This is a genomic window from Stenotrophomonas sp. YJH_SMC_69, assembly GCF_059370495.1.
On the sequence record NZ_JCAFTS010000007.1, the window covers coordinates 53,421 to 67,269 of the forward strand.

The 13,849-nt window shown below is 66.1% G+C and carries 16 protein-coding genes; 13 read left to right on the plus strand and 3 right to left on the minus strand.

The window, feature by feature from the left end; all coding sequences use genetic code 11:
* Positions 1-67: 67 nt before the first annotated feature.
* On the plus strand, positions 68-982 hold the full coding sequence (locus AC5P8F_RS13490; protein ID WP_495228337.1) for a LysR family transcriptional regulator: 915 nt from the start codon (positions 68-70) through the stop codon (positions 980-982).
* Complete coding sequence (locus AC5P8F_RS13495) at positions 982-1,896, plus strand: methylenetetrahydrofolate reductase (RefSeq protein WP_495228339.1); 915 nt, start codon at positions 982-984, stop codon at positions 1,894-1,896. The genes AC5P8F_RS13490 and AC5P8F_RS13495 overlap by 1 nt, the downstream gene beginning before the upstream one ends.
* Here AC5P8F_RS13495 and AC5P8F_RS13500 read toward each other — a convergent pair.
* On the minus strand, positions 1,857-2,135 hold the full coding sequence (locus tag AC5P8F_RS13500; RefSeq protein ID WP_495228341.1) for a hypothetical protein: 279 nt from the start codon (positions 2,133-2,135) through the stop codon (positions 1,857-1,859). The genes AC5P8F_RS13495 and AC5P8F_RS13500 overlap by 40 nt on opposite strands.
* Before the next feature lie 232 nt (positions 2,136-2,367).
* Between AC5P8F_RS13500 and AC5P8F_RS13505 the strand changes: the two genes are divergently transcribed.
* From AC5P8F_RS13505 to AC5P8F_RS13515, 3 genes are all read left to right on the plus strand, one after another.
* Complete coding sequence (locus AC5P8F_RS13505; RefSeq protein WP_075076936.1) at positions 2,368-2,895, plus strand: DUF6622 family protein; 528 nt, start codon at positions 2,368-2,370, stop codon at positions 2,893-2,895.
* Positions 2,896-3,024: 129 nt separating this feature from the next.
* Positions 3,025-3,552 carry a hypothetical protein gene (locus AC5P8F_RS13510; protein ID WP_197621698.1) on the plus strand — a complete coding sequence of 176 codons (528 nt, stop codon included), beginning with the start codon at positions 3,025-3,027 and terminating at the stop codon, positions 3,550-3,552.
* 334 nt (positions 3,553-3,886) lie between these two features.
* Complete coding sequence (locus tag AC5P8F_RS13515) at positions 3,887-4,129, plus strand: hypothetical protein (RefSeq protein ID WP_495228344.1); 243 nt, start codon at positions 3,887-3,889, stop codon at positions 4,127-4,129.
* A gap of 13 nt (positions 4,130-4,142) precedes the next feature.
* Here the strand turns inward: AC5P8F_RS13515 and AC5P8F_RS13520 are convergent, their stop codons facing one another.
* Positions 4,143-5,045, minus strand: coding sequence for a LysR family transcriptional regulator (locus AC5P8F_RS13520; protein ID WP_010485668.1), 903 nt, complete (start codon positions 5,043-5,045; stop codon positions 4,143-4,145).
* Between the two features lie 109 nt (positions 5,046-5,154).
* Here AC5P8F_RS13520 and AC5P8F_RS13525 point away from each other — a divergent pair, with 109 nt between their 5' ends.
* The 6 genes from AC5P8F_RS13525 to AC5P8F_RS13550 all read left to right on the plus strand — a co-directional run bounded on the left by AC5P8F_RS13525 (position 5,155) and on the right by AC5P8F_RS13550 (position 10,583).
* Entirely contained in the window at positions 5,155-6,276 is a 1,122-nt protein-coding gene (locus tag AC5P8F_RS13525; RefSeq protein ID WP_014647220.1) for a 4-oxalomesaconate tautomerase, read from the plus strand.
* A gap of 75 nt (positions 6,277-6,351) precedes the next feature.
* A complete protein-coding gene (locus AC5P8F_RS13530; protein WP_041864185.1) occupies positions 6,352-7,410 on the plus strand; it encodes an ABC transporter substrate-binding protein in 1,059 nt (352 codons plus the stop codon).
* A gap of 13 nt (positions 7,411-7,423) precedes the next feature.
* A complete protein-coding gene (locus AC5P8F_RS13535) occupies positions 7,424-8,257 on the plus strand; it encodes an ABC transporter ATP-binding protein (RefSeq protein ID WP_014647218.1) in 834 nt (277 codons plus the stop codon).
* A complete protein-coding gene (locus AC5P8F_RS13540) occupies positions 8,241-8,675 on the plus strand; it encodes an ABC transporter permease (protein WP_495228346.1) in 435 nt (144 codons plus the stop codon). Before AC5P8F_RS13535 ends, AC5P8F_RS13540 begins: the two co-directional genes overlap by 17 nt.
* Complete coding sequence (locus tag AC5P8F_RS13545; protein ID WP_495228347.1) at positions 8,676-9,017, plus strand: ABC transporter permease; 342 nt, start codon at positions 8,676-8,678, stop codon at positions 9,015-9,017. It abuts the gene before it with no gap.
* Positions 9,018-9,149: 132 nt separating this feature from the next.
* Positions 9,150-10,583 (plus strand): OprO/OprP family phosphate-selective porin, encoded by a 1,434-nt coding sequence (locus AC5P8F_RS13550; protein ID WP_495228349.1) that lies wholly within the window; start codon positions 9,150-9,152, stop codon positions 10,581-10,583.
* Positions 10,584-10,608: 25 nt separating this feature from the next.
* Here the strand turns inward: AC5P8F_RS13550 and AC5P8F_RS13555 are convergent, their stop codons facing one another.
* Complete coding sequence (locus AC5P8F_RS13555; RefSeq protein WP_041863460.1) at positions 10,609-11,856, minus strand: arsenic transporter; 1,248 nt, start codon at positions 11,854-11,856, stop codon at positions 10,609-10,611.
* 293 nt (positions 11,857-12,149) lie between these two features.
* Between AC5P8F_RS13555 and AC5P8F_RS13560 the strand changes: the two genes are divergently transcribed.
* Complete coding sequence (locus AC5P8F_RS13560) at positions 12,150-13,331, plus strand: serine hydrolase domain-containing protein (protein WP_329767914.1); 1,182 nt, start codon at positions 12,150-12,152, stop codon at positions 13,329-13,331.
* A gap of 106 nt (positions 13,332-13,437) precedes the next feature.
* Entirely contained in the window at positions 13,438-13,650 is a 213-nt protein-coding gene (locus AC5P8F_RS13565; RefSeq protein WP_032957243.1) for a hypothetical protein, read from the plus strand.
* Positions 13,651-13,849 lie beyond the last annotated feature (199 nt).

Genomic DNA, 13,849 nt, shown 5'->3' on the forward strand with positions numbered 1-13,849 from the left:
CCTAGCCATGCCCTTCCATGACGTAAAATGGTATTACTTCACCAATCCATGAATGAGATTCATCGTCATGTTGGAGCGGATCCACCTCAGCATCGTGCAGCAGGTCGAACAGCAGGGCTCGCTCACCGCGGCCGCCGGCGTGCTCAACCTGACCCAGTCGGCGCTCAGCCACAGCATGAAAAAGCTGGAGCAGCAGCTGGGCACCGATGTCTGGCTGCGCGAGGGCCGCAGCCTGCGCCTGACCCAGGCCGGGCAGTACCTGCTGGCGGTCGCCAACCGGGTACTGCCGCAGCTGGACCTGGCCGAGGAGCGGTTGGGCCAGTTCGCGCAGGGCGAGCGCGGCGCGCTGCGCATCGGCATGGAATGCCATCCGTGCTACCAGTGGCTGCTGAAGATCGTCTCTCCCTACCTGGCGGCGTGGCCGGACGTGGATGTGGACGTCAAGCAGAAGTTCCAGTTCGGTGGCATCGGCGCATTGTTCGGTTACGAGATCGACCTGCTGGTCACGCCCGATCCACTGCTGAAGCCGGGCCTGAAGTTCATCCCCGTGTTCGATTACGAGCAGGTGCTGGTGGTCGCCAGGAACCACGCCCTGGCCAAGGTGGACCACGTAAAGCCGCGCCAGCTCGGCCAGGAAGTGCTGATCAGCTACCCGGTGCCGTTCGAGCGCCTGGACATCTACAACCAGTTCCTGCTGCCGGCCGGCATCACCCCGCGGCGCCACAAGGCCATCGAAACCACCGACATCATGATGCAGATGGTGGCCAGCGGCCGCGGCGTGGCTGCCATGCCGCGCTGGCTGGTGGAGGAGTACGCCACGCGCATGGACGTGGTGCCCGTACGGCTGGGCGCCAAGGGCATCCCCAAGCAGATCTACCTGGGTGCGCGCGAGGCCGATACCGGTATCGACTACCTGCAGGCCTTCATCGAACTGGCCCGCAACAGCTCGCCGCTTGCCGGCAATGCACGCGAGGCGCGCTGATGCCGGCCGGTACCTCAGCGCACGCGGAAGCCTTCATCAACGCTTTTTCACTGGAAGTCAGCGCGAAGGCCATGCCTGCGCTGCGCGCCGAGGCGGATCGGATCCCGCGCGGTACGGTCATCTCCATTCCCTGGCTGGCCAGCGAGGATGACGACGCCCGCCTGGCCGCCGTGCGCACCGTGCGCGCGCTCGGATTCGAGCCGATGCCGCATCTCTCTGCCCGCCGCATCCGGTCAGCCGCATCGCTTGCGCGCTTCCTGGAGCGTGCGGCCGGCGACGCCGGGGTCGCGCGTTGCCTGCTGATCGCGGGCGACCTGGCCACGCCCGCTGGGCCGTTTGCCGACAGTGCTTCGATCATCCAGACCGGTCTTCTGGAGCACTCCGGGATCAAGGTCGTTGGTATCGGCGGACACCCGGAAGGGCATCCGGTAATGAGCAGTGACGAACGCTGGCAGGCGCTTGAGCGTAAATGCCAGAGCATCGAAGCGCGCGGCATGGCCCCCTTGATCGTCACCCAGTTCGCCTTCGATGCCGATGCCGTGCTGGCTTGGCTGGATGCACTGCGCGCGCGTGGCATCAGCGTCCCGGTGCTGGTCGGCGTGCCGGGCCCGGCCAGCGTCTCTCGCCTGCTGCGCTACGCCGCGATGTGCGGCGTGGGCGCCAGTGCATCGATGCTGGCCCGGTATGGCATCTCGATCGGCCGGCTGCTCGGCACGGCAGGGCCGGAGGTGTTCGTCGATTGCCTGGTGAAGGGGCTGACCCGCGCCCATGGCCAGGTCAGCCCGCATTTCTTCCCGTTCGGCGGTATTGCGCCGTCGCTGGAGTGGGTGGCGCAGTACCGGCGGCGCATTCCGGCACCGATGGTTGAATCGCCTCAGCCCGGCAGGTCGCACTTCATCTTTCCGTCCACGTAGTAGGGCTTGGGCACGCTCGGGTTCTGGTTGGTCTTCTCGAAGACCACCTCGAACGAGGCGGTGTCGGGCGAGCCCTTGCGCTCGGTACACGCGTCCTGCAGCTTCTTCTTGACCGCAGTGATGCCGGCATCGCGGTTGGCACCCTCGGCACTGTTGGTCAGATTCACGGTCTCTGCCGAGGCCAGCGGGCTCAGCACAAGCAGGCCGCCGGTCAGTATCAGGGTGTGCAGCTTCGTCATGGTTCGTACCTGGCAGGTCTCCAATGAGGCCCCCAGCATAGGGCAGGGCCGTCAACAGCATGTGCCCGGCCTGGCCCGCCCCAGCCGGGTCAGGCCGGGGCGTGCTCGCCACGGCGTAACCGGCGATGGCTGACAGCTGTCACTGGCTGCAACCCGGGCGGAAGCGAATAGTGAGCGCCAAGGCGAGGACACCTCGCCACCACTCAGCCACCACTCACCAGGGGGACCGCTCATGAACATGCTCCAGCAACTCGCCTCGCAGACGCCGATCTGGGTCTGGCTGCTCCTGGCCTTCCTGGTCACCCGTGGCATTGCCGCCATGAAGCCGGCCCAGACCTCGCTGCAGAAGCTGGCGATCGTGCCCGGCCTGTTTGCCGTCTGGGGTGCGTGGTCGATCAGCCATCGTTTCGGCGCGTCGCTGATCGCCTGGAGCGAGTGGCTGGCCGGCATCGCCACGGGGGCCGCGCTTGCCTGGCTGCTGTTGAGTCGATTGAAGCTGACGCTGGACCGCAGCACCGGCAAGCTCTGGCGCAGCGCGGACTTCAGCCTGCTGCCGCTGCTGCTGGTCACCTTCCTGGTGAAGTACGGCTTCGAGGTCGCATTTGCGGTGTCGCCGACGCTGACCGCCAGTGCCGGCTTCAGCGCCGCCTACCTGCTGCTGACCGGCGGGTTCACTGGCGTCTTCGTGGGCAAGTACTGTCGCTACCTGGCCTCGCTGCGGATGGATGCGGCGGGGAAGGGACTGGAAACCGCAGGTTGATTGACCTGGTAGTGCCGGTCGCTGGAGGCTCCGCAGGTCATCGGCAATCGAGTTTGGCGTTACCATCGGAGCGGCTGCACCTCCCGTGAGAGCCCGGGATGGATGGAACCATCTGAGCAGGAATCGATAGTGGAAGCGATATATCCGGTCGGCGTTGCAGGGGGAATGCGGATCATCTGGTTTGCCTGGGTATCAGGTGACCATGATCGGGTGATGTCCAGCAATGGAAGGCCTGTCTGCGATAGCAGCAAGGAAGGGCTGGAGGGTCAGGTTGCCGCGCGCGGCCGAGTCCTGGACTGGGAAGGAGAGTCCGTCATTGACCTCGACTCGCTGATCTCGTCTGTAGATTCAGGGCGGGAGGTCGACCCCGGCGAGGTCGTGGATGCATGGAATTTCATGACGGACCTCTCCAGGGTGATCGACAGCGCCCCCAATCAGCTGTTTCATGCCGAGTTGATGGAGACCTATGACATCTTCTTTTCGCAGTGCGAGGTCGCTCAATCGCTTGGTCTGAGATCGATTTCCATTGCAAGGCGCGATCTGGATCGAGCCCTTGTTGTCCTGCGCGACGGAAGGCGAATGGTGCAGGGCATCCAGTTGAACATTGAAAGTCCTATGCCGTCGCCAACCGTCGGGGGCACGCATGAGATCCATTGATCTGTGGACAATGAAACGGAACGCCAGGAAGGCTGGGTTGCGGGTGGTTGGCAACTTTCTGATTGTTTCGTACACGCGCGATGTGATCTCCGGGTTTGCCATGGACCCAGCGCCGTCCTCCATCTATGTATGGACCTTCGCACTTCCGGTCTATGACGGCCTGCCACACCTGCATATGTCTCTCGGCCAGAGGGTCGCTTGCCCGGAAGATCCAAAGGACTTTTTCCGCGGCACGCACGAGGCTCACCTCGCAATGCTCGAAGGGGTGAGAACAGCTGCGGACCTTCTGATGTAGGTTGAAGAGGCCGGTTTCGAGGGCGATTACTGCCAATGGGTGAAGTACCTGTCCACCATTCGCCTGGGCGATTTCCCGGCCGCAGACGCTGCACTGAAGAATCTGCTCGCACTGCCGGTGTCCAGCGCGATCCGCGGAAGACTGGACAGGATGCTGGAGGCAATCGGGCGAGGTGGCGAATCAGGCGCGCGGCAGCTTCTGCAGGAATGGTCGATGCAGACGGCCCGATTGATGGGTGGCAGCAGCACATTCGCCTGGAGTCAGGACAGCACAAGCGCGTGAACCGCGCGGTTGCTCACGCCTCCCCACGCCACTGGCTCATCAGCATCTGAAGGAATCGCTCTGCGGTGGGCGAGAGCAGGGCACCCCGTCGGCGGACGATGCCGATCGTGCGCGACACCACCGGGTTGCCGATCGCGCGCGTCACCAGGGTGGGGTGATCCCCGTCCGGCGTGGCCATCTTCGGTAGCACCGACACGCCGATGCCGGCCTCGACCATGCCCAGTGACGTCGACAGGTGCGTCACCTCGTAGTGCCAGCTCAACTTGAGGTTCTCGCGCGCCAGCGCGCCGTCCAGCAGCGTGCGGTTACCGCTGGTGCGATGCACGGTGATCAGCTGGTGCTCGGCCAGATCAGCCCATTCCACTTTGCGCTTGCGGGCCAGCGGATGATCGCGCCGGCAGGCGAGGACGAAGGGGTCCTCGGCCAGCACGTCGAAGTCGAGATTCGGATCGTTGGCGCCCATGAAGTTGATGCCGAACTCGACTTCACCACGTTCCACTGCCTGCAGACCCTCCGTGGCCGGGATATCCAGAATGCGGAAGCGCACGTTCGGGTGTGCTTCGTGGAAACGCGCCATCACGCTGGGCAGGAAGTAGAACGCCGCCGTCGGCAGGCACGCGATGGTCACGGTGGCGCCGCGGGTGTCTTCGCGGCCGCGCAGCGAGAACAGCGAGCCATCGAATTCCTCCAGCATGCGGCGCACCAGTGGCAGCAGGTTCTCGCCGACAGCGGTGGTACTGACGCTGCGCGTGGTGCGCTCCAGCAGCGGCGAACCCACGGCCTGCTCCAGCTTCTGTATCCGTCGGCTGAGCGCCGGCTGGGAGACGTGCAGGATTTCAGCGGCGCGATGGAAGCTGCGTGTCTCCGATACCAGCAGGAACGCGCGTAGATCCAGGATTTCGCAATTGATGCTCATTGGGTATCAATCATCCAAAAATCAGCAATTCACAGATCAATTAGGGTCATGCCAGTATCGAATCACAGAGGGGTCATTCATCCCCTATACGCATCAATCTAGCACACGTATGTCCAACGATCTGCTCAGCATTCCCTGCGTGCTCATGCGCGGCGGCACCTCCAAGGGCCCGTTCTTCCTGGCCAGCGACCTGCCGGCGGACACCGCCGAACGGGATCGCCTGCTGCTGGAAGTGATGGGCTCGGGCCATCCGTTGCAGATCGACGGCATCGGCGGTGGCAACGCACTGACCAGCAAAGTGGCGATCATCGACCGCTCGAGCCGGGCGGACGCCGACGTGGACTACCTGTTCGCCCAGGTCCGGGTGGAGCAGCAGGTGGTGGATACCTCGCCCAACTGCGGCAACATGCTGGCGGCCGTGGGCCCGTATGCCATCGAGCGTGGGCTGGTGCAGGCGCAGGATCCGCAGACCGAGGTGCGCATCCACAACGTCAACACCGGCAAGCTGATCATCGCCACGGTGGAAACGCCGGGCGGCACTGTGGCCTACCGCGGTGATACGCGCATTGCCGGCGCGCCGGGCTCAGCCGCGCCGGTCAGGCTCTCCTTCCTTGATGCGGCGGGCGCCCGCACCGGCAAGCTGCTGCCCAGCGGGCATGCGCAGGAAACCATCAATGGCGTGCCGGCCAGCCTGGTGGACTGCGCCATGCCGATGATGCTGGTGCGTGCCGAAGACCTGGGCGTGCGCGGTGATGCCTCGCCCGCCGAACTGAACGCGGACGCGGCGTTCATGCGCCGGCTGGAAGCGCTGCGCATCGAAGCGGGCGCCCGCATGGGCATCGCCGACGCCGGCAACAAGGTCATTCCCAAGCCGGTGCTGCTGTCGGCGCCGCAACAGGGCGGCGATCTACAGGTGCGCTATTTCATGCCGCACCAATGCCACACCGCACTGGCCATTACCGGTGCGGTCGGCCTGGCCACCGCCGCCGTCACGCCGGGCACGCTGGCCCACACTTTGGTCGGATGCCGGTCCGTTCCCGGCAGCATTACCCTCGAACATCCGAGTGGGGCCCTGGAGGTGGGCCTCAGTCGCAGCTCGGGCGATTCGCCGGTGATTGCCAGCGTGGTCCGCACCGCACGCCGCTTGTTCGAGGGGCGCGTGTACGCGACTTCGCCCGCGCCCGCCACGGCCAGTGCCACCCAAGCCCGCCAATGGACGTCAGCGGCATGATCTGAACCCGGACGGGCCTGCGTAGACGCGCATGCCCGCCATTACAACGTAGATGCTTCACTCCTGGGAGGGATGATGTACAAGCAGTTCTTCTTGGCCGCGCTGTGCGCGGCCGGTCTGGCCGCGGCTGGATGCAGCAACAGCGGGCGCAGCGAAGGCGCATCCGCCGGCGGTGGCGACAATGCCCCGGTACGCATCAGCGTCGGCTCCTACAACCTCAACAACCTGCCGTTCTTCATCGCCGACGCCAAGGGGTACTTCAAGGACGTCGGCCTGCAGGTGAAGACCGAGAACTTCGCCCAAGGCGGCTCCAAGGTATTGCAGGCGCTGGTGGCCAATTCCACCGACGTGGCCGTCGGCTTCTACGACCACACCATCCAGATGCAGGCCAAGGGCAAGGACGTGGTGGCCTTCGTACTGCTCTCGCGCAACTCCGGCCTGGTGATGGCCGGCCGCGAGGATGCCACCTTCGATCCGGCGCGCCCGGAGACCATCAAGGGCCAGAAGGTCGGGATCACCGCGCCGGGCTCCTCGTCCGACTTCTTCGTCCGTCACTTCCTCGCCCAGCACGATATTCCGGCCGACAGCATCTCGTTGATCGGCGTCGGCTCGGGCGCCGCAGCGGTGGCCGCGCTCGAGCAGGGCAAGATCGACCTGCTCGTCAACTATGATCCTGCCGCCACCCTGATCACCGAGCGCAAGGTCGGCAGGATCATCCTCGACGCGCGCAGCGACGACGGCGCCCGCCAGGTCTATGGCGGCCTGTACCCGACCTCGGTGATGTACGCCAACCAGAGCTTCCTGGACACGCGTCCCGAAGCGGCCGAGAAGATCGCCCGCGCCGAGCAGATGGCCTTGAAGTTCATCGCCGACAACAGTGCTGAAGACATCGTGGCCGCGCTGCCGGACAGCTACGTCTCCGGTGACCGCGCCACCTATGCCCGCGCGGTGGAGAACGCGCGCGCGATCTTCACCCGGGACGGTCACTTCACGCCTGCCGATCTGGAAACACCGCTGAAGGTGCTGCGTGAGTTCAACACGGATGTCGCCAAGGCCGATATCGATCTGTCCCGGACCTATACCAATGCCTTCGTCGAGCGTGCCAACGCTGCGGCGCCGGCTGCCCAACCGTAAGCGGAGGTAAACCATGGCCCTCAATGCCACCGTGCGCCAGTTCAATGGCGCGCCGCAGCTGGAGCCTGCACAGACCATGGTCGCCATCAACAAGGTGACCATGTCCTTCGGCGAATTCACCGCCGTACGCGATGTCGACATCCAGGTGGGTGACGGCGAGTTCCTTGCCATCGTCGGACCCACCGGCTGCGGCAAGAGCACCATCCTCAATTCCGTGGCGGGCCTGCTGAAGCCGTCGTCGGGCCAGGTCAGCATCGATGGCCGTGCCGTCAGCGGCGTGCAGGAGTCGGTCGGCTACCTGTTCCAGCAGGACGCGCTGCTGCCGTGGAAGACCGCGTACCAGAATGTTGAACTCGGCCTGCGCTTCCGTGGTGTGCCCGAGGCCGAACGCAAGGCCAAGGCCAACGCGTGGCTGGCCAAGGTCGGCCTGGCCGGCTTCGAGCATCGCTACCCGCACCAGCTGTCCGGTGGCCAGCGCAAGCGCGTGCAGATGGCCCAGGCGTTGATCGTCGAGCCGAAGGTGATCCTGATGGATGAGCCGTTCTCGGCGCTGGACATCCATACCCGCCACCTCATGCAGAACGAGCTGCTGAGGTTGTGGCAGGAAGACCGGCGCTCGGTGATCCTGATCACCCACGATCTGGAAGAAGCGATCGCCCTGGGCGACCGCGTGGTGGTGCTGTCCTCCGGCCCGGCCAGCCGCGTGGTGCGCAGTTTCGATGTGGATCTGGAACGGCCGAGGAACGTGGCCGAAATCAAGCTGGATGACCGTTTCACCGACCTGTACCGCGACATCTGGGCCTGCCTGCGCGGCGAAGTGGAGAAGAGCTATGCACGCCAAGACTGACAAGTTCATCCAGCTCGCGCTGGTGGTCGCCGTGTTCGGTGGCTGGGAAGGCGGCATCGCGCTGGGCGTGATCGATCCGTTCTTCTTCCCATCGCCAACCGCCATCGTGCAGCAGGCCTGGACCTGGCTGTCCGATACGTCGTTCTATCAGCATGTCTACATCACGCTGACCGAAACCGCGCTGGGCTACATCATCGGCACCGGCCTGGGTGTGGCCGGCGGCGTCTGGCTCGGCCTGAGCCGCCGCTCGGCACGCATCCTCGATCCCTTCATCAAGGGCTTCAACGCGATTCCGCGCGTGGTGCTGGCGCCGATTTTCGTGCTGTGGCTGGGCCTGGGGCTGTGGTCGAAGGTGGCGCTGGCGGTCACGCTGGTGTTCTTCACCACGTTCTTCAATGCGATGCAGGGCGTGCGCTAGGTGAATCCGGTGGTGCTGGCCAATGCCCGCATCCTGGGGGCGAGCCGCAGTGACCTGCTGCGCCATGTCTACTTCCCCGCAGCGGCGAGCTGGATCCTGTCTTCGCTGCGTACTTCGGTCGGCTTTGCCGTGGTCGGTGCGATCATCGGCGAATACCTCGGCGCCTCGGCGGGCCTGGGCTACCTGATCGCGCAGGCAGAAGGCAACTTCAACGCTGTGGGCGTGTTCGCCGGCATCATCATCCTGGCCGCCTTCGTGCTGGTCATCGACGCGCTGCTGGACGTGGTCGAGAACAAGCTGATCACCTGGCGTCCCAACGCCCAGGCACAGGCCACCAGCTGACCCGGACGGGCTGAGCCCGCCTGCCGCGCCGCCGGGCCGATCCGGCGGCGCGCGCTTCCTTCCCCGATCTTCCCCCGCACCACCGCAACGGGCCAGCGCCAGGCCAGGGGGCCGGCTGGCCGGAGAGAGCCCATGAACCATTCCAACGTGCTGCCGCTGGCAGCGCTGTCGGTCGCGCTCGGCCTGCTGTTGGCCAGTGGCCATGCCGACGCACAGTCCACGTCGTCGCTGCCCGCGCCGCTGAGCCAGGCCGAGCTGTCACGCCTGGTGCAGCAGCAGGCACTGCAGATCCAGCAACTGGAAGCACGCCTCCGCGCCGTCGAGGGCGGGCAGGGCAGAGCGAGGGCACCGTCAACGCCGCCCGCGCCTGCGCTGGAAACGCGGGTGGCCGCACTGGAAACCAGCCAGTCCAGGCTGCCGAAGGTCTCCTGGGCCAAGGGTGCACCGGAGTTCAGCAGTGCCGACGGCACGACGGTGTTCCGCCCCCGTGGCCGCCTGTTCGTCGATGCCTCGAGCACCGACGGTTCGGCGGTCGCCGACCGCAACGTTTCGGGTACCGAGATCCGTTCGGTGCGCCTGGGGGCCGAGGGGCGCTACGGCACCCTGGGCTGGGTCGTGGAGGGCGACTTCGCCGACAACGCGGTGGCGTGGAAGTCGGTCTACGCCACGCTGGACCACACGCTGTTCGGCCTGCCGGCCGATCTCACGATCGGCAACCGCTTGAACGATCGCGGTATCGATGGCTCAAGCAGCACCTCCAACACGCCGTTCCAGGAACGCAACGTGGTCGGCACGCTGCTGCTGCCGCAGCGCGGCCTGTTTGGTGTCGGGCTCACCGAGCGGGTGTATGGAAGGGGCTGGCATGCCAGCCTGTCGGTGGCCGGCAACGACCTCAACAACGCCGGCACCGACAACGACAGCCAGACCTGGGCCACCCGCGTCCACTGGAATCCGCTGGACACCGCCGACGCCACGGTGCATCTGGGCGCATGGGCCTTCCACGAGAAGATTCCCGCCGGGGCCAGCGGCGTGGTGCGCAGTTCGGCCATCGCGGGGCATTTCAACGATCTGGTCAGGATCACACCGGGCACGCTGGTGGGCGCCGAGCGCAGCACCGCCTACGGCGCGGAACTGGCCGGCTTCTTCGGCCCGGCGTGGGCAACCGGCGAGTGGGGTACGCGAAGCCTGCGCGGGGCCGATGCCAGCGGGCGCTATGATCGCGACCACGAAGCGTGGGCGATCTCGGCCGGCTGGTTCCTGGCGGGCGCGCTGCCGTCCTACTCGGGCAAGGCCGGCACGTGGGGCAAGGTGAAGGTGGCCGATCCGGTGACGCGCGGCGGCAGCGGTGCCTGGGAGCTGAAGGGCCGCTATGAGGACGTGGACTATGCCGAACTGCCCAGTGGTGGTACCGGTCACGCGTGGACACTGGGCGCGAACTGGTACCTCAACGATTTCAGCCGGGTGATGTTCGAAGCCGTGCGTTGGCAGACCCGCCACCGCAGCGGCAGTGCTGCGGGCAGGGATGAAGGCACCACCTTCAATACCCGTCTGCAGCTGGCCTTCTAGGGCCGGGCCGCCGCCTGCATTCTGGTCACAGCAGCAACAACGCAGCGATGAGTGCAGGCGGCATCACCAGCGCGCCGACGCGCAGGAAGTCGAGCGCGCTGACATGCTCGCCCTCGCGGCGCAGCGCCACCAGCCACAGCATCGTGGCCAGTGAGCCGGTCACCGACAGGTTCGGGCCCAGGTCCACGCCGATCAGCAGTGCGGCACGGGTCTGTGCGGGCAGTTCAGCCATCTGGCCCAGCGAACCGGCGGCCAGGCCGACCGGCAGATTGTTGGCTACGTTGCTCAGCAGTGCAGCGGCGCCACCGGCCAGCCAGCTGGCCTGGTGGGGAGAAGCCTGCGCCATGGCCTGCAGCGCGCTTGCCGCAGTCTGGATGACGCCGGTCTGCGCCACCGCCTCCACCAGCACGAACAGACCGGCCACCAGCGGCAGCACGCCCCAGGCGACATGCCGCAGCAGCGGCAGCGGGCTATGGCGCTGGCGTATCACCACGACCGCCACGCTCAGCGCGCCGGCGCAGAACGTGGCCAGGCCCAGCGGTCCGTTCAGCGCGGACGTCACCAGCAGTACGCTGCCGGTGAACAGCACGCCCAATGCACTCAGTCGGCCACCCTCGGTCAGCGGGCGATGTTCCGGTGCGGCGACCAGCGGCTGCGCGATTTCGCGCCGGTGTACCCAGCGCAGCACCAGGTAGGTGGCACCGATCGCCGCCGCCGACGGCAGCGCGAACTGCGCCAGCCACTGCAGCAGTGGCGGCATGTGCTGGCCGTACACCACCAGGTTGGCCGGGTTGGAGATGGGCAGCACGAAGCTGGCCGCATTGGCAATGAAGGCGCAGACGAACAGGTAGGGCAGGGGATTGGCGCGCGCCGCCTTGCAGGCCGCGTAGACCGCCGGTGTCAGCACCACGGCCGTTGCATCGTTGGACAGGAACACCGTCACCAGCGTGCCGACCAGGAACACCAGGTCGAACAGGCGTCGCCCCGATCCGCCCGCATGCCGCACCGCGTACAACGCCAGCCAATCGAACAGGCCTTCGCGCCGCGCCAGTTCGGCCAGCACCATCATGCCGACCAGGAACAGGTAGACGTCGCGGCCTTCGGCTACCGCGCCCCATGCGGTCTGCAGCGATACCGCGCCCAGCAGCGGCAACAGGGCGGCAGCGCCCAGCGCCCACACATACTCGGGGATGCGGAAGGGACGGAACAGCAGGCCGATGGTGGCAACGGCGACCGCTGCCCAGATCACGAGGGGGGAATGGGGGGCAAGCATGGAGTGGGGGCTTCAGCGGCACCGGCAGCGACCCCGGCGCAGGTGCTCCTGGCGCACGCGATCAGCGGATGGGCGGCCGCTGCAATCATCGCAGGTTCCGGGATCGCCGCATCATACCGTGCGCACTGGCATGGCGACTGCTGGGGGGCCGGGCGGGTTAGTGACGAACCCGGCGTCCAGTGCGGATGGGCAATCAAGCGCGGTATGACTTCAGGCACTGCAGTTTGACTACATGTGTAGTCAAACTGCGGGCACACTCACTGGAAGAGAACGCAATGCCAACGTCCTGCTGGTTGTCCTGCGCCCTGGCCCTCGTGATCGGCATCGCGGGGCCCACCCATGCGACGCCGCGTGCCGACGCCCTCGCCACGATCGAGCGCAACGCGCGTGCTTCGCATACCGATGCGGTGCTCGTGATGCACGACCGGGACACGCTGCTTGAGCTGAAGCCCGCCCCAGCGCAGGAATCCGTGCACCTGATGTCGGCAACCAAGTCCGTCGTCGCGCTGGGCATTGCGTTGCTGCTGGACGAAGGAAAGCTGGCTTCGATCGACGTACCGGTCAGCCAGATCTATCCGGAATGGAAACAGGGCAGGAAGAGCCGCATCACCGTGCGCATGCTGCTGGACCACACCTCCGGCCTGCAGAACGTGGCGAACGCGGGCGCCGAACTGGAAGGGGCCCCGGACCTGGTCAAACTGGCACTGGCAGCCGAGCTGAGTGACGACCCGGGCGCCGTGTTTTCCTACAACAACAAGGCCACCAACCTGCTGCCCGGCATTGTCGAGCGCCTGGCGGGCGAGCCGCTGGATGCCTACCTGGATGCGCGCCTGTTCAAGCCGCTGGGCATTGCCCACCACACCTGGATGAAGGATGAGGCAGGCACTCCGCTGGGAATGGCGGGCCTGTCCCTGCGTGCCGCCGATCTTGCCGCCATCGGGCAACTGTTGCTGGATGGAGGCGTGGCGCCGGATGGCAAACGACTGTTGAGTGAACGGTCAGTGGCATTGATCACTGCTGAAAGTGCCCGCTCGCCTGAGGTGGGCCTGTTGTGGTGGCGGATACCAGCGTGGGAACGCTATCAGCTCAAACCCCGGCTGGATGACCTGCTGGCCGGGCACGGCGTTGACGATGACGTGCGCCGCGCCGTGCAGGCCAGCGCGGGGCGCACGTTCGACAGCCGGGGGCAGTTGATCGCATTCCTCACCGAACGGTTGGGTGCGGACGGGCCGCAGCGTTACGCCAGCCAGATCGCCGCGCGCGGCCTGAAGCTCGCCGATCTCTACGACATCACACGGGGACCGGTCGTCGGCTTTGCCGCCAACGGCTACCTGGGCCAATACCTGATGATCGTTCCGGAACAACGCGTCGTCGCAGTGCGCCTGATCCATCGGCGCGAGAGCCACCGCGCCCCACAGGACGACTACGCGTCCTTCTTCGCCGATGTCCTGCAATTGGCGCGGGCACTGCAGTAGGTGCTGCCATCATCATGTCCACGCGCTCTGAACAACTTCCTGGAGCCTTCTTCACTGTCGTGCCGCCTAAGGTGGGATGACCCCTTGGCCGCCGGGATACTGAAGCATGTTTGATTACCAGGACTGGACCTTCCACGCCAATGGGCGCACGGTGGTGGCGCGCGTGGCGCTGGACGGCGACGGGGGCGGCACCATCAACCGATACCAGCTGATGCCCGGGCCGGCGCAGTCGGGGCTGTGCATCAAGGTCGCCTCCCAGGACGAGGCCGCGCAGAAACTGGAGGTCGAAGTGATGAAGCTGCTGGGACCGGAGTGGTAGCCCCTGCGTAGCACCACGGTGAGCGGCTCATCTGCTCCGTCCACGATCACGGCGTTGGCCGCGAAAACGGCGGAGCCGGACGGAACGAGTACGGCGAGCCGACTGCGGCGGCGATGCGCTGGAGAGCGTTCACGGTGCGTTCCTTTCTGGATGACCCGCAGGCGCGGGCATCTTTCCTGCGGCGGGTGAGCGGTGACCG